The organism is Streptomyces sp. 1114.5 (genome assembly GCF_003635085.1).
Classification (GTDB): domain Bacteria; phylum Actinomycetota; class Actinomycetes; order Streptomycetales; family Streptomycetaceae; genus Kitasatospora.
This window is the reverse complement of record NZ_RBXE01000001.1, coordinates 971,298-993,881: the sequence shown is the minus strand read 5'-3', so window position 1 is coordinate 993,881 and position 22,584 is coordinate 971,298. Positions and strand designations below refer to the sequence as shown.

The following is a 22,584-nucleotide window of genomic DNA, read 5'->3' as shown; positions in this document are numbered from 1 at the left end:
GTTGTCGAACTTCCCCGCCACCCCTGGTGGCCGAAACACGTCCCGGGATGTGTGGGACGTGTGTGCAGGGTGTCGCGGAAGGGGCGCCGTCCGGTGCAGGGGCAGCCGACTCAGAACCCCGGCTCCCCAGAAGGCGGATGGTCGCCCAGCCGCCGCACCAGCACCAGGGTCCGGTCGTCCGCGACCTGCCCCGCCACCGCGTGCACCAGCCGCTGCGCCGCCCCCCGGTCCGGCCGCTGCTGCGTCCGGTGCGCGCGCACCACCGGCTCGGCGGCGGCCAGCAGCCGGCCCACCCCGTCGTCCAGGTCCCGGCCGGGCACCTCCACCAGCCCGTCGCTGAACAGCAGCAGCGAGTCCCCGCGCCCCAGCCGCCCGGCCACCGCCGGGTACCGCGCCCCCGGCACCAGGCCCAGCGCCGGGCCGCCGTGCTCGGACGCCTCCCAGCCGCCCCCGCGGCAGTACCGCACCGGCGGCGGGTGGCCCGCGTTGAACAGCCGGTAGCGGCCGGTCGCCGGATGCAGCGCCAGGTGGACGGCGGTGGCGAAGTGGTCCTCCCAGCCCATCCGGACCAGGTGGTCGTTGGCGGCCGGCAGGAACGCCTCCGGCGGCACCCGGCCCAGCAGCATCGCGAACGCACCGGACAGATGGGTCGAACGGGCCGCCGCCCGGCTGCCCTTGCCCGACACGTCCACCAGCACCAGCTCCAGCAGGTCCTCCTCGGGGCGGTGGGCGCACAGCAGGAAGTCCCCGGAGAACGAGGCACCGCCGGCCGGGGCCAGTGCGCTGTCGAAGTGCCAGTCCAGCAGGCGCTCCGGCAGCCGGGCCAGCGTCCGGTTGTGCTCGGCCAGCTCCAGCAGCATCGAGTCGCCCTGCGTGCCGCGCAGCCCCAGCCGGTGCCGGAACCGGTTCGCCGTCAGCACCGTCGCCCCCGTAACGGCCAGCACCGCCGTCACCCCCAGCCGCACCCCGCGCGGGTCCTGCACCACCGCCCCCAGCACGCTGCCCGCCACTGCCGCGCCCACCAGCACCCGCAACTGCCCGCGCCGCAGCACCAGCCCGCCACCCACCACCGGCAGCACCAGCGCCGACGGCGGCCACCCGTACGGCATCAGGATCGGCAGCACGCTCAGCCCGGCGGTCCCCCCGAGCAGCACCCCCAACGCCACCCGCCCGGCCCGCACGTCCCCGTCCAGCAGCCGCCCGTACCACCGCCGCACCCTCGCTATCAGTGCGGGCACCTACGACCTCCGGCCAGGGGGGGCGGTCCCCGGTCATGACCACCAATCAGACCGGTCACACTAACCCCTCACCCCCCACCCCACCCCGCCCCCCTCACCAGCACCGCCTCCCCCTCCACCACCCCGCCGGCCCCTCGCCCGCACAGGAAGTCGGCCGGACCGACTTCCTGTGCGCAGGCCTCCCGCGTCAGCCCCGCTCGCCGCCGAGCGTCCCCGCCCCCCGCTGCAGCGGACGCCGGAAGTCGGCAGATCCGACTTCCGGCGCGGCTTTCTCCGTCGCATGCCCCACGTGCCTCGCCCGCGCCGTCCTTCCCGGCTGAGCTTCCCTCCTCCAGCCCCTTGCCCGCGCGAGAAGTCGACCGGCCCGACTTCCTGTGCGCGGGCCTCCCGCGTCAGCTCGCTCGCCGCTTTCTTCGTGCCGGCGGCCAGCGTGGACAGTCCCTCCCACTCAAGCTGCGCGAGAAGTCGGCGGGTCCGACTTCCTGCGAAGGGTCACTCCGTGAGGTGCCGGCTCGGCCGGCCCTCTAGGCCGGCCAGGTGCGGAGGCCGGTGGTGAGGGTGGTGATGAGGCGGTCGTGGGTGGTGGTGAGGTCTTCGGCGAGTTGGAAGGCGCCGGCGGTGGTGAGGGAGGCGAAGCCGTGGGCGAGGGAGCGGACGGTGCGGGCGGCGTGGATCGCCTCGGAGCCGTCGAGGCCGTACTCCCGCAGGACGGCGATGATCACGCCGACGAGTCGCCCGGCCGCCCGGGCCAGGTCGTCGTCGGGCTGCGGGGCCTGGGGGAGGGCGTTGTAGCGGTGCGGGTGTTCGGTGGCGTACGCGTGGTACGCCCGCAGGACGGCGGCGACGGCGTCGTCCCCGCTGCGGCCGACCGCGGCGTCGGCGAGCCGGCCGGCCAGTTCGTCGGTGACCCGGACGGCTATCAGCCGCCGCAGTTCGGCGAGCCCACCGCTGACGTGCTTGTACAGGGAGGGGGTGGCGACCCCGGCCCGGGCGGCGACGGCGGCCAGGGTGAGGGCGTCGGCCCCCTGTTCGTCGATGAGGGCGAGGGCGTGGTCGACGACCTGGTCGGGGGTCAGTCCTACGCGGGGCATGGCTTCGGGTTCTCCGTGGGGAAGGTGGGGGCGTCGGGCGGGCAGGAGCGCGGCGGTCAGCCGATCTCGGCGAGGAAGGGCAGCAGGGCGTCGGCGGTGGCCTGCGGGTTGTCGGCCATCGGGTAGTGCCCGGACCCTTCGATCATCGCCTTTCGCGCGTCGAGTGCCGCGGCCTGCCGGTCGGCGACGAGTTCGGGCTTCGGGAAGTCGGGGTCCTTGCTGCCCATGACGACCAGCGCCGGGCACCGTACGGCGGCGGTCCAGCCGGTCGGTGCCGAGTCTCCGGTGACGTACCCGCGGGTGGCGGTCTTGCGGCCGGGGGTGCGCAGTGCGGCGACCAGCCCGTTCACGTACTCGTCGAAGTCGGCGGGCTTGGCACCGGGGAAGGCCATCCGGCGCAGGTAGAGGCCCCAGACGGCCGGCCAGTGGACGATCGCCGCGCCCATCAGCCCCATGACGCCGCGCATCAGGGCGTTCGGCCGCGGGCTCTCGACGAAGGCGTCGAGGAGGGCGATCCCGGCGACCCGTTCGGGCGCGTTGCCGGCGGCCTTGACGACGGTGGCCCCGGTGTACGAGCTGCCGACGAGGACGGCGCGGTCGATGCCGAGGTGGTCGAGCAGGGCGAGGACGTCGTCGGCGAGGGCGGCGGGGCCGTAGTCGTCCCAGGTGATGGAGGACTCGCCGAAGCCGCGCAGGTCCATGGTGAGGACCCGGTGGCCGGCGGCGACGAGCAGCGGGCGGAGGTGCCGGTACGCGGCCCGGCTGTCGAGCATGCCGGGGAGCAGGACGACGGGGGTGCCGTCGCCCTGCCGGGTGTCGTCGAAGGCGATCCGCCCGCCGGGGACGGTGAGGTACTGGGTGTTCGGGGTGCCGGTGCCGTTCATGGTGGGCCCTCCTCGGTCCGCCGCTGCTGCGAGCTATCGGCGAGTACTGCCGATAGCCATAAAGCTAAGGCTAATAGCCTTAGCCGTCAAGCGCGCCGGAGCCGGAATCCCAGGACCCTCGCCCGCCTCAGGCTCCCTCGACCCGGAACGGGTCGTGCTCGCTGAGCAACTTCTCCAGCCGGGCCTGGTCGACCCGGTTGACGATCTCGTTCGACTCGTGCCGGTCCCGGATCACCTTCGCCAGCGTGAACGCGGAGGTCACGGTGTAGAGGAGGCCGATCCCGAGGAAGGCCCGGGTCCAGCCGCCGACCGGCAGGTAGGCGATCCCCACGGCGAGGGCGGTGCCCGACAGGGCGAAGGAGAGGAGGGCCTGGACGTAGTACGCGGCCGTCGTGCGGTGCTGCATCGGTTGGCTCATGGCGTCAGGATGCGGCTGCCGGATCGGGTCGCACATGAGTAGGAGTACTCAGCTGGAGTGCTCAGGTGGAGTGCTCGCATTGAGGGGTCGTTCGTTGACGTCCGATCACCTGCTCCCCAGCGGTCCCGGACGGATGGCTTGGAATCAGAGCCTCCTAGGATTAACGTTTGATAACGCAGCGCGGTTGTCAACGCCGTACCCAGACGGCACCGTGCGCCGTCGCCTAATCCCGCCGGCCGGCCTCCGGGCAGGCCAGGGAGCCGGGGAACCACGTTCCTTGGGGTGAATCGGCGGGGCCCCGGCCCGGCCGTAGGAGACCTTCCTGCTCCGAACCCGTCAGCTAACCCGGTAGGCGCGAAGGAAGGAAAGGAGCGCGCCTCCGTGGCGTCGACGCACACCCCGGCACACCCGGCCGGCCCCGCAGCCGGTACCCAGCTCCTCGACCACCCCGGCGCGGACGGCCCCGAGGCCTACGGCCCGGAGGCCGAGACCAACCGCCACCGGATGCCGCGTCAGGCCCGCGGAGCCTCCCCGCTGCTCGGCGTCACCGCCGTCGCGGCCACCCTCGGCGCCACCGGCTTCGCCTCCGCCACCCCGGCCGCCGCCCCCGCCGTCGAGGCCCCGGACGAGGCGCCGGTCGTCCTCGCCGCCGACCCCGGCCTCGCGCTCGCCGCCCGCATCCAGCAGCAGGCCGACAGCCAGCGCACCGCCGCCGAGGAGAGCGCCCGCGTGCAGGCCGCGCAGGAGGCCGAGGCCAAGGCCGCCGCCAAGGAGGCCGAGGCCAAGCGCGCCGCCGAGGAGGCCGAGGCGAAGGCCGCCGCCGCCCTCACCCTCCCGGTGAAGGACTACCGGCTCTCCGCCCACTACGGCCAGAGCGCCCGCTACTGGGCCAACCTGCACACCGGCCTGGACTTCGCCGCCGACACCGGCACCCCGGTCTACGCGCTCGGCCAGGGCACCATCACCTCGGCCGGCTGGTCCGGCTCCTACGGCTACCGGATCGTCGAGACGCTGCCCGACGGCACCGAGATCTGGTACTGCCACCTCTCCTCGATCATCAAGGGCTCCGGCAAGGTCGCCTCCGGCCAGCAGATCGGCAAGGTCGGCGCGACCGGCAACGTCACCGGCCCGCACCTGCACCTGGAGGTCCGCCCCGGCGGCGGCGCCCCGGTCGACCCCGAGCCCTGGCTCGAACAGCGCGGCCTCACCCCCTGACACCGGGGACGCACGGGAGCCCCCGACCGCCGGCAACCGCCGTACGGCCGGGGGCTCCCGCCTCAGCGCCTCACTCCACAGCGCCTCACTCCTCGGCGCCTCACTCCTCCGCGGGCAGCTGCGCCAGGTACGCCTCGATCTCCTCCCGGCCCGGCTCCGGCGCCAGCTCGGGGAACTCCTCCACCAGCAGCCGCGGCAGCCCCGGCACCGTCCACTCGCCGAACAGGTCGAGCGCCGCCCCGGCCGCCGCCTCCTCGAACTGCCCGAAGTCCCCGGCCAGTTCGTCCGGCATCGGCCGCCCCTGCGCGGTCAGCTCGGCCAGGTTGCGGTAGCTGCGCCGCATCAGGCCCTGCTCCAGCAGCCGCCGCGCGCCGTCGGTGGCCATGCCGACCGACAGCAGCCGGCCCGGCCCCCAGCCCTCGGCGTCCGGCTCGTCCAGCCAGCCGGCCGGCACCAGCGCCTCGTACGCGGCCGTCCGCTCCTCCGGCGCAAGCTCGCCGAAGCCGGCCAGCCAGGCCCGCACCGCCTCCTCGTCGGCGACGTCCACCCCGTACGCGTGCAGCAGCAGCGCGTACAGCCGGGGCCAGGTCACCAGGTCGGCGCGGCGCAGCAGCCCGGCCGCGACCTCGCCCTGCCACTCGGCCTCCGCGTGCAGCCGCTCCTGGCGCTTGGCGTTGAGCCGCCGGGAGGCCCGCTGGTGGTCGATCAGCAGCCGGACGGCGTCGCCGTACGCGAGCGGGTCCTCCCCGGGCGCCGGTTGGACGTACAGGTGGAGCCGCTCGTACAGCAGGTGCTCCACCGCGTTCGAGGTCAGTTCGGGCCAGCCGTCGTGCATCCTGCCCTCGCCCAGCTCCAGCAGCGCCAGCACCGTGCGCAGGGGGCCCTCGGCCACCGGCGCGCGGTCCTGCTCGGCCGCCCACGCGAGCAGGTCGGCGGCCCTGGTGCGCGGGGCGAGCCGCAGGTCTTCGTCGTTCATAGTCCGAACGGTAGCCGCCGGGCGCGGGTAGGGTCGGCAGCCATGGTCCCCGTACGACTCCTCGGCCCCCGGCTGGCCATCCGCGAGTACCGCCACACCGAGGGCGACGTGGACGCGCTGCACGCGCTGTTCGGCGACCCCGAGGTCACCCGCTACCTGCCCTTCGGGCCGAGCGACCGCGAGACCTGCGCCGACCAGATCGAGCTCTACCTGGAGGAGGCGATGGCCGAGCAGCGGGGCACCTACCGGCTCGCCGTCACCAGGCGCGCCGACGCCGACGCCGACACCGATGCCCACGCCGAGGCCGAGGCCGACACCTGCCCCGACCCCTACGACTGCGCCGACGACCCGCAGGACGCGACGCCGATCGCGCACGCCTCGCTCACCCTCGGCGAGTTCCGCTCCGCCTCGCTCGGCTACGTCCTGCGCCGCGACGTCTGGGGCCGCGGCTACGCGGGCGAGATCGTCGGCCTGCTCTGCGACTTCGCCTTCCGCACCCTGGACCTGCACCGGCTGGCCGCCCGCGTCGACGTGGACAACACGGCCTCCGCCCGGGTGCTGACCCGGCTCGGGTTCCGGCTGGAGGGGCGGGAGCGGCACGACCGGTTCAAGGCGGGCGCCTGGTCCGACTCGTACCGCTACTCGCTGCTCGCCGACGAGTGGCCGGGCGCGGCGGCCGACCGCCGCCGAGCGGGCGAGGGGGGTTAACCCCACCCCCGATCCGCCAGGCCTCCGGATCCCGCCGGACCGGCTCCCCGACCAGACTGGACGACGTCAACGAACGCGAACGACCGTCAGGACGAGGGACCGGGGGCCGGGACATGAGCAGCAGCCGAAGCACGCAGGACCACGAGTGGGACGTCCTGGGCGGTTACGGCGACGAGCCCCGCGCCGCCGCCCGGGCCCGCCGGACCGAGCAGCCGCCGCCGTCCTGGCTCGCCCCGCTCTCCCGGCACCACTTCCGCGAGATCGGCTACGTGCTCACCGGCCTGCCGGTGGCGATCGCCGGCTTCACCGTCGCGATCACCCTGTTCTGCCTCGGCCTCGGTACCTTCGTGACCGTCCTCGGCCTGCCCGTGCTGGCCGGTCTGACCACCGCGGCCCGCGGGCTCGGCCGGCTGGAGCGGGCCCGGGTGCGCGGCATGCTGGCCCTGGACATCCCGGGCCCGAAGCCGGTGCGCCAGGCCCGGCAGGGCACCTGGGGCGCGATCACCGCGCGGCTGGCGGACGGCTCGGGCTGGAAGGCCGCGCTGTACCAGGTGGTGATGTTCCCCTGGGCGGTCTTCAGCTTCGGCATGACGCTGGTGTTCCTGCTGCTCGGCTGGTCGATGGCGCTCTACCCGGTCTACCACTGGGTCTTCCCGACCTACACCTCCTGGCGTGGGTACCGGGTGTTCGACTTCACCGACAGCCACCACGTCCGGCACGTCTACTACATCGAGGGGACGTGGCAGATCGCCGCGTTCTCGGCGGTCGGGCTGCTGCTGGTGTTCCTCACCGCGCAGCTGGTCCACGGCCTGACCAACGTCAACCGGGCTGCCGCCCAGGGCCTGCTCGGCCGCTGACCGGGACCTCCCGCCGTCCGCGCCCGGCCCCGTCCGCCCCGCCCCAGTCCGGCCCCGTCCGCCCCCGTTCGCGCTCCGGGTGCGGGCGGGGCCGCCGCGTGTTCGGATGACCGGGTGTCCGCCCCCGGCATTCCCCCCGCACCCCCCGAGGTCCTCGTCACCTCCCGCCCGCTCGACGAGTACTGCGCGCTGTTCGGCCTCACCCGGGCCCGGTTCGCCGCCCTGCCCGGGCCGCTGCTGGACTGCCCCGGCGGCGCGGCCGGCCTGGCCGCCGAGGCGCGCGAACTGGGCTGCCGGGTGATCGCCGTCGACCCGGCGTACGCGCTGCCGCCGCCCGTGGTCGCGGCCCGCGCCCGGGCCGCCCGGGCGGCGATGGCCGCCGCGATGGCCGCCCGGCCGCACCTCTACCCGGCACCCCGCCCGCACCGCGTCGACCGCTACCTGCGCAGCTGGGACCGCGCCCACCGGCTGTTCGCCGCCGACTCCGCCGCGCACCCGCAGCGGTACGTGGCCGCCGAGCTGCCCCGACTGCCCTTCGCGGACGGCACCTTCGCCCTCACCCTGAGCGGCCACCTGGTCTTCGCCTACCCCGAACTGTTCGGCCCGGAGCGCCAGTTGGCGGCCCTGGCCGAGCTGGTCCGGGTCACCTCCCCGGACGGCGAGGTCCGCGTCCAGCCGCTGTGCGACGGGTACGGCCGCCGCTGCGGCCACCTCGACCCGCTGCGGTACGCGCTCGGCGAGCGCCGGATCACCAGCGAGGTCCACCGCTACCCCATGGCCGAGGGCGTCCGCACCCACCGCGTCCTGGTGCTGCGGGCCGCCGACCACCGCCGTCGGGCGGAGGCTCGGCAGGCACCATTCTGTAATGGTCACTGAGCCAGTTCACTCCTATACTCACCCGTATGACCGAGACGACGATCCGGCGTGCCGACGCGGCCGACGCCGACCGGCTCACCGAGCTGATCCAGGCCTCCGCCGCCTACCGCGGCGCGTACTTCGCGATGATCGACGGGTACCGGGTGACGCCCGACTACCTCGCACGGCACGAGGTGCGGCTGGCCGTGAGCGCCGACGACCGACTGCTCGGCTTCTACGCGCTGATCCGCGAACCGGCCGAACTGGACCTGATGTTCGTCGCCGACGAAGCCCAGGGCCTGGGCCTCGGACGGCGGCTGATCACGGACATGCTCGACCGCGCCCGGGAGGCCGGGATCGCCGCCGTCAAGGTCGTCTCGCACCCGCCCGCCGAACACTTCTACCTGCGGATGGGCGCCCGCCGCACCGGCACCCGGCCGCCGCAGGCCAGGACCCCCTGGGAACAGCCCGAGCTGCACTTCACCGTCTGACTCAGGAACCGCTCCCGGCCGACGGAGCCGGCGAACCGTTCGCGTCAGGAGCGGCGGGAGTGCCGGGAGTGCCGGGCTGCGCCGGGAGGAAGGCCACCGCCTGCAGCCGGGACAGGATCTTCTCCGCCAGCCAGCTGCGGTCCGACCCGTACGGAATGCCCTGCGGGTCGACCAACTGCGCCGCCACCGCGTCCCGCAGCCGCTGCGCCTCGGCGGCCGGCAGCCGGGAGAGCAGCCCTCGGGCGGCCAACAGGGCGTGGTACTGCTCGAAGCCCGAGCGCGGGTGCAGGATCGCGTCCAGCACGCTCTCCAGGTCCGCCAGCGCCGGATCGCCCTGCATCAGGGCGAGCGCCTGGATCCGCCGCCCCTCCGAGCCGTCCGCGAACAGGGCCCGCACCTGGTCGGCGGTCAGCGCCGAGCGCTTCGCGGTCGAGCGGACCTCGGCCACCACCCCCTCCGGCCCGGACGGCGCACCCGAGGACGGCGGCAGCTGCGCGGCCAGTTCGGCGGGGTGGTCCGCGCTGCCGCCCAGTATCCCGAGCTGCTGCATGGCGCGGACCCGCAGGTCGTCCGCGCCCACCCGGTCCCCGTGCCGGTCGCGGTCCTGCCCAGCGAGGAAGAGGTCCAGCGCCTGGTCGGCGTCGTTGAGCACCCGCGGCAGCGCGAGCCTGGTCACCAGCCAGCCCGCCAGGAACCCGAAGACCAGGAAGTACAGCACCAGCGCCGCCGCGAACGGCACCGCGGCCTCGCCCCCGCCGAGCACGGGCGCCAGCGCCGCCCCGAGCTCGTGCAGCCGCTCGCCGAGCGAGCCGATCTGGGTCAGCCCGACGCCCAGCAGCACCTTGGTCAGCCAGTCCGAGACCTGCTCCAGATTGGTGTTCGGCGCGTACGAGCCCTGCGGTTCGCCCGAGCCGCCGCGCACCCGCGGCACCCCGAACAGGAAGCCCAGCCCGCCACCGAGCACTGTCGAGGCCCCGGCGATCACCAGTCCGCCGCCCAGCGCCTGCCAGGCCTGGTCCCGGCCGAGCGCGAACAGCAGCAGCCCGACCAGCCCCGTCCCGGCTGCCACCCCGGCGGCGCCCCACTGCGCCGTCCGCACCGTCGGCCCGCTGCCCGGCCGTCGCACCTTCGCCATCGCCTACCCCCTGTGCCCGCGCCGCTCCGCTCCGGAACCCCGCGCCGACTCTAGCGCCGGGCCCTCACCACGGAAACGCCCTGGGACCGCCCCGGCTACGACACGGGGAGCCCGGTTCCGGGCAGAGGCGGGGAGGCCGCACCTCACGGGGGAGGCCCCACCTCACGGGGAAAAACGCAGACGGCCCGCAGGCTGCTCCTCCGCGCCGGCCCGTGCACTGGCCAGGCGCCGAGGCACCGGGGATGTACCGGTGAGCCTGCGGGCCGGGTGACTGCTATGGATTTCGCCTGCCGGAGGCCAGGGGCCTCACCCTGCGCAGGCAGGGGCGGCTCTAGCGAGCAGCCACCTCACGCATCCTGATGGAACTCAATTCAGGATCACCTCCTTTCAGTGTGCCGCCACTGTAGGCAGCCCACCGCGGGGAGGGCAACGGATTTATTCGCGGCCTCCGTCGGCGGCCGGCGCCGCCGCTCAGGCGGTCTTGATCTGGTCCTTGAACTTGGTGAAGTCGATCGTGTTGTCGGCCGACGGGGCCTGGATGGTCAGCGGCTTGTCGAAGTCGCTGAAGTCGATCTGGCCGTTGCCGTCCTTGGCGCCGGTGTGCTCGATCCGGACCGGGTACGGCTTGCCCTCGGTGGCGACGCTGATGGTCGACACCTCGCCCTTGTCGTCGGTGGCCTTGAGGCTGAAGGTCTTCACGCCGTTGACGTTGCCGGCGGTGCCCTTCTCGACCTTGCTGCTCTTGTTGTCGTCCTCGGTGATCTTCTTGCTGAAGTCGGCGAGGTTGCAGACGCTGGTGAGCGAGCTCATCGACGGGTCGCTCTCGAAGCCGGTCAGGTAGCGGCCCTTGAACAGCTCGGCGGCCTTGGCACCGTTCGGGCCGCCCATGTTGGTCCAGAACTCCTTGTCCGGCTTGACGTACGAGGTCTTGCCGTCGCTGATGATCTCGAAGCTGCCCATGCCCGGCATCGTCATGGTGCCGGTGCACTGGCTCTTGTTGTCCAGCGTCAGGTTCATCTGCATCTTGCCGTCGTCGCTGGCGATGGTGCCGGACATCTTGAGCGAGGTGGCGCTCGCCAGGGCGTCCTTGGCCTGCTTCTCGATGTCCTGGGCGCTGAGCTTGTCGGTGTCGAGCTTCTGCGGGGCGGCCGCCTTGCCGCCGTCGGTCTTCGCGTCGCTCGTGCCGCCGCCCTTGTTGTCGCCGCAAGCGGCGGTGCCGGCTGCCAGGACGAGGCAGATCGCGGCGGTGCTGACCAGGCGCTTCGACAGCATGTGGTGCTTCCTGTCCGGGGGCGGCCCGAGCCTCCCCCCAATGAGATGAATTTTTCCTCAGTATGGTTCAGGCGCCTGACAGCGGATCTTGGATTCGGTCGCTGTTACAGCTTCGTGGCAGGACCGTGTTGTTTCCCCGTACCCGGAAAACGCGAAAGGCCCGGAGGACGGATCCTCCGGGCCTTTCGTTGCTACTGAGTAGCGGGGACAGGATTTGAACCTGCGACCTCTGGGTTATGAGCCCAGCGAGCTACCGAGCTGCTCCACCCCGCGTCGGTGAACACAACAATACGTGGAAGTCACCGAGATGGGAAATCGGTTCTGCAGCAGCCCCCGCAGCAGCCTCTCGGTGGCCCCCGCAGCAGCCCCCTCAGCACCCCCGGCCCCGGGCCGCGTGCCGGGCCGAGCGGGCCCTCGCCCAGGCCGCGAAGCAGACCAGCGCGGCGAAGCAGGGCACCATCAGCACCCCGTACACCACCAGGAAGCCGTGCGTACCGAGGTCCGCGGCGGCGTTCCAGGTGCCGTGCAGCACCATCGCGAGCAGCAGCCCGGTCGGGGCGGCCAGCCGGGCGAGCCAGCGCCGCCCGGTGGTGAGGGTGACGGCAAGGCCGATCCCGGTGAGCGCGGTGAACAGCGGGTGGGCGAAGGGGGAGAGCAGGGCGCGCAGCACGAAGGTCTGCACGGTGCTGTCGAAGTCGCGCAGGCTGGGCGGGTCGCCGAGGCCGATGCTGTCCAGCCGCTGCCGCTGGTCGCTGGTGAAGGCCCGGCCCAGGTAGAGGGCGTTCTCGACGAAGGCGAAGCCGCAGGCGGCCATCCCGCCGAGGACGACTCCGGCGGCCAGGGTGCGCGGCCGGGAGCGGCGGTGCGGCCCGCCGCCGGTCGGCGGGGCCGGGCAGAGGTAGGGCAGCGGCCGCAGGTACGGGCGCAGCCGCAGCCGCCCCCGGGCGTGCGGTCCGGCGGGGCGGCGCTGGTAGGGGCGAGGGCGCCGGGGCGCGGGCGACCGGCGCAGCAGCGGCGCGCAGGGGCGCCCGGTGCGGCGGCCGTGGCAGCGCAGCCGTTGGCCGAGCGGCAGCAGCAGCACCAGCAGGGCGGTGGCCTTGGCGCTCTCCTCGATCACCGGGGTGGCGAGGCCGGCGCCGAGCAGCCGGCCGAGCTGGCCCTGGTGCCTGATCAGGTAGCCGGCCGTCCAGTTGTTGGCCAGGATGGCGACGGTGGTCGCGGCGCAGGCGCCCCAGCCGAGGCAGAACAGGGTGTGGCGCAGCGGCACCCGGGCGCTGAGGTTGAGCCAGGCCAGGCCGCCGAGTACGAACGGGAGCGGCACCATGGCCAGGCCCAGGCCGACCAGCAGGCCGACCGTGCCGGTCTGCCGCTGGATGAGGTGCAGGATCAGCACCCCACAGCCGATCAGGGTCAGGACGGCGGTCGCGGTGACCGAGGAGAGCGCCACCGAGCGGCTGCGGCCCGAAGGCGGCACGGGTACGGGCGCCGGTGCGGGTGCGAGCGGCGCGGGTACGGGCGGCGCCGAGGGTGCGGAGGCCGCGGCCGTCCCGGCGCCCGGCGGCGTACTGCGGCCCGGCCGGGACAGCAGCCGGTGGGCCCGGCGCCTCCGGGGCCCCGGGATGGTCCGGGTGTCACCCGTGCGCGGGGCCGTCTCCGGTGCGTCGGCGGCGGCCTGAACGGTCCCCCGAACGGTCGGCCGGGGCCCGCCGCCGGACGGGCTGCCCATGCGGCACAGGGTAGGCCACGGCGGCCGCCCGCCGGGAGGACTCGGGACGAATCGCCCGTCCCGGCCCCGCCCGTGCGGTCAGCGCGCCCCCGCCCGTTCGAAGGGCTGACGGTCGGTCAGCGGCGGCGGAACAGCAGGTCGTGGACCACGTGGCCCTTGGCGATCCCGGCGCGTTCGAACTTGGTGACCGGCCGCCAGTCCGGTCGCGGCGCGTAGCCGGGGATGCTGCCGTCCGGGTGGTCCGCGGGCTCCAGCCAGCCCGTCCCGTCACCCTCGGGGTGCAGGTTCTCCAGCTCCGGCGAGGCGGACAGCACGGCGAGCATCTGCTCCGCGTACGGCTCCCAGTCGGTGGCGCAGTGCACCAGCGCGCCGGGGGCGAGCCGGGGCAGCACCAGGTCGAGGAAGGACGGCTGGACCAGCCGGCGCTTGTGGTGCTTGGGCTTGGGCCACGGGTCGGCGAAGTAGACCCGCAGTCCGGCCAGCGAGGCGTCCCGGAGCATGTCGCGCAGCAGGATCACCGCGTCCCCGGCGGCCGTACGGACGTTCGTGGAGCCGTCGCGCTCCAGCAGGCCGAGCAGGTTGCCGTGGCCGGGGGTGTGGACGTCGGCGGCGAGGATGCCCATGGTCGGGTCGGCGGCGGCCATCGCGGCGGTGGTCTCGCCCATGCCGAAGCCGATCTCCAGCGTCACCGGCAGCCCGCCGAACAGCTCCGGCAGGTCCAGCGGACTGCCGTCGATCGGTATGCCGTACGTCTCCCAGCTGCGGTCCAGGGCGCTCGCCTGGGCGTTGGTCATCCGGCCCCGGCGCGGCTGGAAGCTGCGGATGCGACGCTCGCGGTGCTGGGCCTCGGTGGCCTTGTGCGGGTACATCGGCGCGGGGTAGGCGGCCGGCGCGGCGGACAGCCGGGCGGACGGCGAGGACTGGGGGATCGGGGCGGTGGCAGTCACAATCACCCGAGTCTACGGGGCCGCCCGGGGCGCCCGTCGGGGTGTGTGACGCGGCTCATCCGGGGTGCACAGGGGTGCTCCGGGGTGCGTGGCGCGGCTCAGCCGCCCGCCTCCAGCGCCGCCAGGGCCCGGCGGGCGACCTCCCGGCCGATCGGCAGCGAGGCCGTCGCGGCGGGGGAGGGGGCGTTCAGCACGTGCACTGCCCGGCGCGGGGAGCGCGGGTCGTCCGGATCGAAGCCGGCGAAGGCGAAGTCGTCCAGCAGCGAGCCGTCCCGGGCCACCGCCTGGGCCCGTACCCCGGCGGCGGCCGGCACCAGGTCCTCGGCGCGGACGGCGGGCAGCAGCCGCCGTACGGCCGCGGTGAACGCCCGCTTGGACAGCGAGCGGTGCAACTCGCCCAGCTCGTACCGCCAGTGCCGGCGGGCGATCCGCCAGGCACCGGGGAAGGCCAGGGTGTCGGCCAGGTCGCGCGGGCGGACGGTGCGCCGGTCGTACCCCTCGCGGGCCAGCGCGGGCACCGCGTTCGGGCCGACGTGGACGTCCCCGTGGATGCCCCGGGTGAGGTGCACGCCGAGGAAGGGGAAGGCCGGGTCGGGCACCGGGTAGACCAGGCCGTGCACCAGGCCCCGGCGCTGCTCGGTCAGTTCGTAGTACTCGCCGCGGAACGGCACGATGCGCACGCCGGTGTCGTCCCCGGCCAGCCGGGCGATCCGGTCGCTGTGCAGTCCGGCGCAGTTCACCAGCACCCGGCAGCGCAGTTCGCCGCCGGTGGTGCCCACCGTCACGCCGTCCCGGCGCCGGGCCACCGCCCGTACCTCGGTGCCCGGCCGCAGCTCGGCCCCGGCCTCCCGGGCCAGCCGGGCGTAGACGGTGGCGACGGCCGGGAAGTCGCAGATGCCGGTGGTGCCGACGTGCAGCCCGGCCAGGCCGGTCACCTCCGGCTCGTGGCGGGCGATCCCGGCCCGGTCCAGCTCGGTGACCGGGATGCCGTTCGCCCGCCCGCGCTCGGCCAGCGCCGCCAGCCGGGGCAGCTCGGCGGCGTCGGTGGCCACGATCAGCTTGCCGGTCACCTCGTGCGGGACGCCGTGCTCGCGGCAGAACGCCACCAGCTCGGCGGCGCCCGCGACGGCGAACCGGGCCTTGTACGAGCCGGGGCGGTAGTAGACGCCGCTGTGGATCACCCCGCTGTTGCGCCCGGTCTGGTGCGCCGCGAAGCCGGGCTCCTTCTCCAGCAGCGCCAGCCGCAGCCCCGGCCGCTCCCGGGTCAGTGCGTACGCCGTGGCCAGGCCGACGATCCCGCCGCCCACCACCAGCACGTCGACCTCGTCCGCCACCGTCCGCTCCTCGCGTCGCCCGGCCGTCCCGCCGCCGATGCTGCCACGGTGCCCCGCACGGGTCGAGACCGCGCAACGGCCGGCCGGGCCGAGTTCGCGGGCCGGTCGGCCCCGTGAGGCTCCGGCCCGCGAACCCGCCCGGCCCGGCCTGGGCACGCCGACGCCGACGGCCGCCGTTCGCGAGCCCCCGGACCCGCGAACGGCGACAGCACGGCGCCTCAGGGCGTGTCAGACCACGTCCTGCTCCTCCCAGGGCCAGCCGGTGTCCGCCCCGGCTTCGAGGAGCGGGATCAGGCGGAAGGCCGCGTCGCTCAGGCCGCCGAAGGTGTGGCGGTGGGCGACGCCGCTGGGGCCGTGGCCGGGGGCGTAGCCGGCCAGGTTCCAGGTGTAGACCGGCACGTGGGCGGGGACGGCCGCGAGCGGGTCGCCGCCCCAGTGGTTCGGGCCGGTCTGCTCGTCGGTGACGATGACGACCCGGTCGTGGCCGCGGTAGTGGGTGCGGACCGCGTCGGCGGTGTTGGTGCCGCCCAGGCTGGAGAAGCGTCCCAGCACCCGCAGCACCGCCTCGCCCCGGTCGACCTCGACCACCCGGCTGGTGGTGCCGAACTCGACCAGGTCCGCCTCGGCGGCGCGGACCTTCAGCGCGGTGCCGAAGATCGCCGCCGAGTCGGCCCGGTTGAGCTCGGTCGGGCCGCCGGGCCGGTCGAACATCGAGCCCGAGCGGTCCACCAGGACCAGCGTCCGCCCCGGCAGCTCCGGCACGTTGGCCAGCGAGTGGCCGAGCGCCGTCTCCAGCGCGTGCCCCCAGCGCAGCGAGGGCGCGTGCCGGTACGCGGACAGGTAGCGGAACGGGAACTGGCGCGAGCGCCGTACCTCGCCCTTGTCGCAGATCCGCCGGGCCACCTCGGCCGCGACCTCGTCCGACACCCCGGCCTTGTCGAAGTTGCGCAGGTTCCGCACCAGCGCCATCGGCCCCATCGACGGGATGACCGCCTCCCAGGCGGCCGCGTCCAGCGGCCCCTGCAGCCAGCCGGCCAGTGCCTCCCAGGTCAGCCCGGCGGCGGCCAGCCGCTCGGCGCCGTCCTCGGCGGTCACCGCCGCGCGGCGCTCCTCGACGGGCAGCGCGAGCAGTTCGCGGTTGGCGGTCAGCAGCCGGTCGCCGGCGGGCGGGACGGCCTCCTCGGGCCGGTGCCTGCGGTCCAGCGCGTACGCGAACAGCGGGCCCTGCCACGGCTTGTCCGGGTCCGGCGAGGGGTGGGTCAGCTCGATGACGTCGCCGAAGCGGTAGCCCTTGCCCGCGGTGTCGTACTTGAGCAGCGAGCGGGCGTCGTAGAGGCGGCGGACGGCGTCCGCGATGCCGCGCTTGAGCGGCTTGGGCAGCGCCCGGCCGTAGCGCGAGGTCCAGTACCCGAGCAGTTCGCCGGGCTCGTCGGCGCGCCGCAGCACCGCTGCGACGGCCTGCCGGGAGTACCCGTGGGCGCCCGCGTCGAGCCGGGCGCGGGTGAACTCGGCGGCACCGACCAGCGCGGCGGTGCGCATCTGGGCGCCGTAGCGCAGCCAGCGCAGCAGCCCGAGGGTCCACTCCGGGTCGGCGACGGCGAGTTCGCGCACCAGCGCGGTGTAGCGGTCGTCGCGGTCGCCGCCGCGCTCGTGGAAGGTGTCCTTGCCGACCATGTTGGCGACCGCGAGCAGGAAAAGCTCCGACTTGCCGTCGCGGACGAAGCCGGTGCCGCCGTTGTGGTTGCGGGTGCGCTGCCCGGTCGTCGCCACCGGCGAACTCGGACTCGGCTTGGCCCTGCGGACGTTGAACCTGGACATGCGACAGCCCCCCTCGGCCTGTTGGTGTCAGTGCCTGTTGGTCACCGGGAGGGAGGCATGCCGCGGTGAGGGGTGCCCGAGATCGAGCCGGCCGTCGTCGAACGGCCGACGTCGGCGGAGGTATATGCCTTGTGCTCTACCGGATTGAGCTACCGGCCGCGCTCGCGCACGGCACGCCCGGGATTTGAACCCGGAACCGCAAGATCCGAAGTAACCCCCGCCTGCGCACCGGGCACTCCGAAGCGCGATGCCTCCCGAGATCGAAGCCGGCCGCGGTCGTTGGAGCTCAGCTTCACCGCGCCCCACCGGGGGCACTCGACCGAAGTAACCGCTGCCGTCGCACCGGGAGGTGCGGAAAAACTATTCACGTATGGGTGTCCGGAGTTCGAGGACGGCTGAGGTGACGAAGCTGCTCTGGCCACTGAGCTACACCGGCACGAAGCCGGTGACGGGATTCGAACCCGCGACCTGCCCATTGAGAGTGGAAGTAACCTCTGCCTGCGCACCCGGACGGGAGAGAACATAGCCAGCTCCCGCCGGCGGGCGCACCTCATTTACCGTCCGGTGTTCACGTCGGGCCCCGCCGTTCACGCCGCTCACGCCGCTCACGCCGGAGCAACGATCACCGCCCGCGCCCGCTCGGCCAACTCCCGTACCCGCCGTTCGCCTTGGAACGGCTCCAGGCGCCGCAGCATCTCCACCACGTACTCCCGGCTGCGCTGCGAGGAGATCCGGCCGGCCACCTCGACGGCGCGTTCGCCGGCGGCGACCGCGGCGTCCAGATTGCCCGCCTCCGCCTCGGCCATCGCGGAGACCACCAGCCGCAGGCCGTGCGAGCGGACGAAGCCCTCGGTGGGCGTGGCCAGCGCCTCGCGGGTGAACTGCCGGACCTTGGAGGGCACTCCGAGGTCGCGGAAGCACTCGGCGGCGTCGGCGGCGAGCCGGTCGTAGGCGTAGAAGTCGATCCACGCCGGATCGGGATCCCCGGCGCGTGCTCGTTCGAGCGCGCTCTCCGCCGCACCGAGCGCCGTCGCGCACGCCGCCGCGTTGCGGGCCTTGGCCTGGGCCCGCGCCTCCACCAGGTGGAAGAAGCTCATGGTGCGGGCGGTGGCCAGGCTCCGGTTGCGCTCCAGGGCGGCCTGCGCGAGGTCGACCGCCTCCTCGGCGAAGCCCCGGTAGCCGGCCTGCAGGCTCATCGAGGCCAGCACGTAGCCGCCGAGCGGCACGTCGGCGGCGGCCCGGGCCAGCCGCAGGGCCTGGATGTAGTACCGCTGCGCGGCCTCGTGCTGCCCGGTGTCGAAGGCCATCCACCCGGCCAGCCGGGTCAGTTCGGCGGTCGCGCCGAAAAGCGCCCGGCCGACCGCGTCGCTGTACGAGGCCAGCAGAAGCGGTGCCGCCTCCACCCGCAGGCACTCCGGCACCATCGAGGAACGCCAGTCCCCGCCGCCGTACTTGGAGTCCCAGCGGCGGGCCTCCTGGGCGGCCTCGCGGAGCTTGGCGGCGTCCGAGTGGCCGACCCGGTAGGAGGAGGTGTCGCTGGGGGAGCGCGGCACCTCGCGGGCCACCGACCCGTCCGCCGGGGTGATCAGCCAGCGGGAGACGGGCGTCGCGTAGGCGGAGACCGAGAAGGTGCCGGCCAGGCTGTCGCTCCACCGGCCGCCGCCGGGCCCCCGGCGCAGGTCGAGGTCGACCCGCCACAGGTCGGTGGCGGAGCGGACGGCCTCGGAGACGTCGCGCGGGAAGGCCAGGCCGAGTTCGGGCGCCGGGTCGGTGTCGCCCAGGCCGATCTCCTCCAGCGGGACGGGCCGGCCGAGCTTGCCGCCGATCGCGGTGGCGATCAGGTGCGGGACGGGCCCCTGCGGGACCATGCCCTTGCTGACCCAGCGGGCCACCGAGGTCTTGTCGTACCGCAGCGTCAACCCGCGTTGCGCACCGAGGTCGTTGACCCTGCGGGCGAGTCCGGCGTTGCTGATCTGGGCGAGGGTCAGGAGCGTGCCGAGCCGTTCGTTCGGTCCTCGTGGGCTGACGGTCATGGTGGCGGCTGCACCTCCTGCGGCCTTGTGCGCGGGGCCCGGGCGGCACCGGGCCGTAGCTGCTGCACCTAGAGTAGTCGGACGCGTTCCGACGGTTAAGAGGTCGCATTCCGGATGGCGGGATCGCGCACTCGGCGGCGCCGTACGGCAGTTGGTCCGGACCGCTCGGATCCGGCCGATCCCGCCGCGCGCCGGAGCGTCGTGCTCCGGTCCCGTGTTCACGTGCGCCCGGCCGTGCCCCCTGGCCCGACCGGCTGGTCGGCGATTCGCTGGTGGTCGTGGGTCGGCCCGCCGTCGAGGACCCGGCGGGTCGGGGGATGCCGCCGCCTCAATCCCCGCGGGCGGCGGCGAAGTCCGGGAGGGCATGCGGATGCCCTCCCGGGCCGGGCGACACCTTTCGGCCATCTCGCGATGCCCATGCCAAAGGCGGCCCGAGGGCGGTCCGGGCCACGGAGGGGGAGGCCCGGCCCGCCCGACTCCACCGGGCACCGCCGCCGCGTTGACCGCGCCCCCCGCCAACCGGCCGCTCCTGCAAGCGGATCCCGCAACACCGGCCACGTCGACGCCCGGCGGTGGCACGATGTCCCCTGACGGCGCGCCGATCCACGGGGGCACGCCGGGACGCGCGCACGGGCCACCACGACACACCCCACCCGACCGCCCGCCCGGCGGCGGACGCGCCGCGCGGGTGCAGGTCCTCGTACGGTGGAGGCGCGATGCGGTGGCTGACGGGCTGGTGCACGGGAGCGCCCCGACCGGGCACCCCGGCGCACGGGACGCACGGGGCGTACGGACCCCCGGGCACGGTGGCACCGATCGCCGCGCGTCCCCTGTGGACCGGCCCAAACCCGCTCTGGGCCGTGGGCGACTGGCGCCCCGAGGAGATCCGCCTGGCCACCCTCCGCCCCGGCGCCCCCGCCGTGGTCACCACCGGCCCCACCGCCCCCGATCCGATCGAGGACACCCCCGCCACCACCCGGCTCGCCGTCCTCGGCCACTGCGGCGCCACCGACGCCGAACTCGCCGCCGGCCTCGCCGCCGCCCGCGGCGGCGCCGTCCGCCACCTCACCGCCTGGCCCGGCAGCTACACCGTGGTGCTGCGCACCGGCACCCGCTCCACCCTGCTGCTCACCGATCTCGCCGGCGCCCAGCCCGTCTTCCACACCCCCTGGGGCGACGGCACCGCGTACGCCACCGCCGCCCTCCCGCTGGCCGACCTGGTCGGCGCCCCGCTGGACACCGGCCACCTCGCCGCCCGCCTCGCCTGCCCCGAGGCCCCCGAGGCGCTCGGCACCGGCACCCCGTACCTGGGCGTCCAGCAGGTGCCGCCCGGCCACGTGCTCGGCATCCGCAGCGGCCGCCCGTACCTGTCCGGCTACGACGAACCGGCCGGCACCGAGCAGCCCCGGGACGAGGCGCCCGCCGTGCGCGAACTCACCCGCGCCCTGCTGGAATCCGTCCGCTCCCGGGTCCGCACCACCGCCCCGGCCGCCGCCCCGGCCGTTTCAGCCGTTTCAGCCGTACGGGCCCGGCTCGGCGTCGACCTCTCGTACGGCACGGCCTCCGCCACCGTCGCCCTGCTCGCCGCCGCCGTCCCGCTGCCCGCGGTGCCCTCCGGGCCAGCCCCGGCCCGGGCGGCCGCCGCAGCCAGGAGCGGCGCAGTGCGGGGCTCCTGGGCCCGGGCCGCCGCCCAGGAGCCCGCCGCCCCCGAACAGTTGGCCGCCGTCACGCTCGGCGAGACCGAATCGCCGGCCACCCTCGTGCTCGCCCCCGACACCCCGCGACTGCGGCACACCGTGCTCGACCCCGCCCCCGCCACCCTCCCGTACGCCGGACCGGGCGCCGACCCGCAGTCCGGCCGGCTCACCGACGAACCCGGGCCCGAACTCGTCGCCGCGGCCCGCGCCGAGGCCCGCTTCGGCGCCGGCGGCAGCGACCACCTCACCGGCTACGGCGCCCGCCAGGTCCTCGACGGCCACCCGGCCCGGCTCGCCGACCTCATCCGGGCCGGCCGTCCGCGCGAACTCCTGCCCCCCGTCGCTGCGTTGGCCGGCGCCGACCGGGCCGTGGCGGGCGTCCTGACCGGCGCACTGCGCACCCCGCTCACCGTCGTCCGGGCCGCCCACCGGCTCTCCCGGGTCCGCTACGCCGAGGCGCTGGACGAGGCCGCCGCCAAGCTGACCGCCCGCCACGTCCCGGACGGCGGTGGCACGGCGGGGGACCGCTCGGCCGCCGACCTCGCCTGGTGCGTGCCCGGCCCGGCCGCCCGCTGGCTCTCCGACGAGGCGCTCTCCTCGGTGGCCCTGCGGCTGCGTCTGACGGCGCGCAGACCGGCGCCCGAGGAACACCCCGGCGCGCACCGGGCCCGGCACGCCCTCTACCGGCAGGCACGCTCCTTCCGCACGCTCGTGCACGCCGCCGAACAGCCCGGCCAGCGCCTGCACGCCCCCTTCCTCGACAACCAGGTGGTCCGCGCCGCCCGGCTGCTCCCCGACGACGTCCGGCTCCAGCCCGGCGCCCGACACGCCCTCCTGCACGCCGTCCTCACCGGTGCCGGCCGCACCGACCTGCCCCCCGACTGGGGCCGCGGCCCCCGCCCCGACCGCACCGCCCCCGCCCGCGCCGGCCTGCGCCTCGCCGCCGACGGCCTCGCCGAACTCTTCGACGCCCCCCTCCTCGCCGAAGCCGGCCTCATCGACCTCCCCGCCGTCCGCGCCGGCCTCGCCCACTCCGCCGACCCCGCCACCCCCCTCTCCCCGTCCGCCCTCGCCGGCCTCGCCGACCTCGTCTCCACCGAACTCTGGCTCCGCCGCCTCCGCGCTCGCCGCCACGGCGCCTGCTGGACCGGCCTCCCCCACCGCCAACCCCCCGCCCTGACCCCCTGACCCCCAGCGGCCCCGCCCCCGCCGTCTCGGCTTGCGGGGCCGGTGTCCTCCCGTCTCGGCCCCCTGGCCGCCCGGCTGCCCCCCGGCGCGGTTGCGGGGGCGGGGTCCCCCGGGCGGGCCATGATGGCGGGGTTGTGGATCCGGGGCGAGGAGGGTGTGCGGTGGCCGGTGGGAGCGCGGGGCGGGACGTGCCCGTGGTGCTGTCGGTGCTCGGGCGGCCGCCGACGGGGCGGCCCGCAGGGGTGCTGGCGGCGTGCGACGGGTCGGACGGGTCGCTGTGGGCGCTGGACCGGGCGATGACGGAGGCGGAGCTGTTCGGCCTGCCCTTGTACGTGCTGGCCGTGGTGAACCCGGCTCCGGCCGGCTATCCGCCGGGGATGGCGGAGCTGGTGCAGGAGAGCGTGGAGACGCTGGTCGAGAGCACGGCGGACGGGCTGCGCCGTTCGGTGACGGCCGTGCAGCGGCAGCGCCCCACGCCGTACGCGGGCGAGCTCTCGCTGCACGTGGTGCTGGGCAACGTGATCGAGGTGCTGCTGGAGGCGTCGAACCGGCAGCACACGCTGGTGGTCGGCACCCGGGGCAACGGGGGCTTCTCCCGGCTGCTGCTGGGCTCGGTGAGTTCTGCGGTAGTGCACCATGCGGCGTGCCCGGTGCTGGTGGTCCCGGCGCCGCCCGCGGGCTGAACCGGCAGCTCAGGGGGC

The 22,584-nt window shown here is 75.1% G+C and carries 19 protein-coding genes, 2 tRNA genes and 1 riboswitch; of the genes, 7 read left to right on the top strand and 14 right to left on the bottom strand.

All coding sequences use genetic code 11. From position 1 onward, the window contains the following. Positions 1 to 110 precede the first annotated feature (110 nt). The 4 genes from BX285_RS04300 to BX285_RS04285 form a co-directional block, all read right to left on the bottom strand. Entirely contained in the window at positions 111 to 1,238 is a 1,128-nt protein-coding gene (locus BX285_RS04300) for a PP2C family protein-serine/threonine phosphatase (RefSeq protein ID WP_147465106.1), read from the bottom strand. Positions 1,239 to 1,762: 524 nt separating this feature from the next. Then, positions 1,763 to 2,329 (bottom strand): TetR/AcrR family transcriptional regulator, encoded by a 567-nt coding sequence (locus tag BX285_RS04295; RefSeq protein ID WP_121174500.1) that lies wholly within the window; start codon positions 2,327 to 2,329, stop codon positions 1,763 to 1,765. A gap of 56 nt (positions 2,330 to 2,385) precedes the next feature. Then, positions 2,386 to 3,213, bottom strand: coding sequence for an alpha/beta fold hydrolase (locus tag BX285_RS04290; RefSeq protein WP_121174499.1), 828 nt, complete (start codon positions 3,211 to 3,213; stop codon positions 2,386 to 2,388). 127 nt (positions 3,214 to 3,340) lie between these two features. Next, on the bottom strand, positions 3,341 to 3,631 hold the full coding sequence (locus BX285_RS04285) for a YiaA/YiaB family inner membrane protein (RefSeq protein ID WP_121177234.1): 291 nt from the start codon (positions 3,629 to 3,631) through the stop codon (positions 3,341 to 3,343). A 210-nt stretch (positions 3,632 to 3,841) separates the two neighbouring features. After that, positions 3,842 to 4,000: riboswitch (cyclic di-AMP (ydaO/yuaA leader) on the top strand. Between the two features lie 12 nt (positions 4,001 to 4,012). Here BX285_RS04285 and BX285_RS04280 point away from each other — a divergent pair. Then, positions 4,013 to 4,846 (top strand): M23 family metallopeptidase, encoded by an 834-nt coding sequence (locus BX285_RS04280; protein WP_257032473.1) that lies wholly within the window; start codon positions 4,013 to 4,015, stop codon positions 4,844 to 4,846. A gap of 100 nt (positions 4,847 to 4,946) precedes the next feature. Here the strand turns inward: BX285_RS04280 and BX285_RS04275 are convergent, their stop codons facing one another. Next, on the bottom strand, positions 4,947 to 5,822 hold the full coding sequence (locus BX285_RS04275) for a hypothetical protein (RefSeq protein ID WP_097236729.1): 876 nt from the start codon (positions 5,820 to 5,822) through the stop codon (positions 4,947 to 4,949). Positions 5,823 to 5,864: 42 nt separating this feature from the next. On the opposite strand from BX285_RS04275, the gene BX285_RS04270 reads away from it, so the two are divergent. The 4 genes from BX285_RS04270 to BX285_RS04255 all read left to right on the top strand — a co-directional run bounded on the left by BX285_RS04270 (position 5,865) and on the right by BX285_RS04255 (position 8,733). Next, entirely contained in the window at positions 5,865 to 6,530 is a 666-nt protein-coding gene (locus tag BX285_RS04270; RefSeq protein ID WP_121174498.1) for a GNAT family N-acetyltransferase, read from the top strand. Between the two features lie 113 nt (positions 6,531 to 6,643). Then, positions 6,644 to 7,387 (top strand): sensor domain-containing protein, encoded by a 744-nt coding sequence (locus tag BX285_RS04265; protein ID WP_097236727.1) that lies wholly within the window; start codon positions 6,644 to 6,646, stop codon positions 7,385 to 7,387. Between the two features lie 114 nt (positions 7,388 to 7,501). Then, positions 7,502 to 8,263, top strand: coding sequence for a hypothetical protein (locus BX285_RS04260; protein ID WP_121174497.1), 762 nt, complete (start codon positions 7,502 to 7,504; stop codon positions 8,261 to 8,263). 26 nt (positions 8,264 to 8,289) lie between these two features. After that, the gene (locus tag BX285_RS04255) at positions 8,290 to 8,733 is read left to right on the top strand and encodes a GNAT family N-acetyltransferase (RefSeq protein ID WP_183106999.1); all 444 of its coding nucleotides are present in this window, start codon (positions 8,290 to 8,292) and stop codon (positions 8,731 to 8,733) included. Between the two features lies 1 nt (position 8,734). On the opposite strand, the gene BX285_RS04250 is transcribed toward BX285_RS04255, so the two are convergent. The 9 genes from BX285_RS04250 to BX285_RS04210 all read right to left on the bottom strand — a co-directional run bounded on the left by BX285_RS04250 (position 8,735) and on the right by BX285_RS04210 (position 18,998). Further along, on the bottom strand, positions 8,735 to 9,868 hold the full coding sequence (locus tag BX285_RS04250; protein WP_121174495.1) for a hypothetical protein: 1,134 nt from the start codon (positions 9,866 to 9,868) through the stop codon (positions 8,735 to 8,737). Between the two features lie 471 nt (positions 9,869 to 10,339). Continuing rightward, a complete protein-coding gene (locus tag BX285_RS04245; RefSeq protein WP_097236723.1) occupies positions 10,340 to 11,140 on the bottom strand; it encodes a hypothetical protein in 801 nt (266 codons plus the stop codon). Between the two features lie 199 nt (positions 11,141 to 11,339). Then, positions 11,340 to 11,413: transfer RNA gene (locus tag BX285_RS04240), tRNA-Met, on the bottom strand. Between the two features lie 97 nt (positions 11,414 to 11,510). Further along, a complete protein-coding gene (locus tag BX285_RS04235; RefSeq protein ID WP_147465105.1) occupies positions 11,511 to 12,866 on the bottom strand; it encodes a PrsW family intramembrane metalloprotease in 1,356 nt (451 codons plus the stop codon). Positions 12,867 to 12,982: 116 nt separating this feature from the next. Then, positions 12,983 to 13,813 (bottom strand): tRNA (guanosine(46)-N7)-methyltransferase TrmB, encoded by an 831-nt coding sequence (gene trmB, locus BX285_RS04225; protein ID WP_257032472.1) that lies wholly within the window; start codon positions 13,811 to 13,813, stop codon positions 12,983 to 12,985. A gap of 98 nt (positions 13,814 to 13,911) precedes the next feature. Continuing rightward, the gene (lhgO, locus tag BX285_RS04220) at positions 13,912 to 15,147 is read right to left on the bottom strand and encodes an L-2-hydroxyglutarate oxidase (RefSeq protein WP_097236721.1); all 1,236 of its coding nucleotides are present in this window, start codon (positions 15,145 to 15,147) and stop codon (positions 13,912 to 13,914) included. A gap of 228 nt (positions 15,148 to 15,375) precedes the next feature. Further along, positions 15,376 to 16,965: a TROVE domain-containing protein gene (locus BX285_RS04215; protein ID WP_121174492.1), complete on the bottom strand. Its 1,590-nt coding sequence runs from the start codon at positions 16,963 to 16,965 to the stop codon at positions 15,376 to 15,378. A 440-nt stretch (positions 16,966 to 17,405) separates the two neighbouring features. Next, positions 17,406 to 17,506, bottom strand: a tRNA-Ser gene (locus BX285_RS37095). Positions 17,507 to 17,570: 64 nt separating this feature from the next. Then, entirely contained in the window at positions 17,571 to 18,998 is a 1,428-nt protein-coding gene (locus BX285_RS04210) for an MFS transporter (protein ID WP_097236719.1), read from the bottom strand. Between the two features lie 860 nt (positions 18,999 to 19,858). Between BX285_RS04210 and BX285_RS04205 the strand changes: the two genes are divergently transcribed. Together BX285_RS04205 and BX285_RS04200 are read left to right on the top strand one after the other, a co-directional pair. After that, the gene (locus BX285_RS04205) at positions 19,859 to 21,883 is read left to right on the top strand and encodes an asparagine synthase-related protein (protein WP_183106998.1); all 2,025 of its coding nucleotides are present in this window, start codon (positions 19,859 to 19,861) and stop codon (positions 21,881 to 21,883) included. A 161-nt stretch (positions 21,884 to 22,044) separates the two neighbouring features. Beyond that, positions 22,045 to 22,566 (top strand): universal stress protein, encoded by a 522-nt coding sequence (locus BX285_RS04200; RefSeq protein ID WP_179852795.1) that lies wholly within the window; start codon positions 22,045 to 22,047, stop codon positions 22,564 to 22,566. Positions 22,567 to 22,584: the final 18 nt, after the last annotated feature.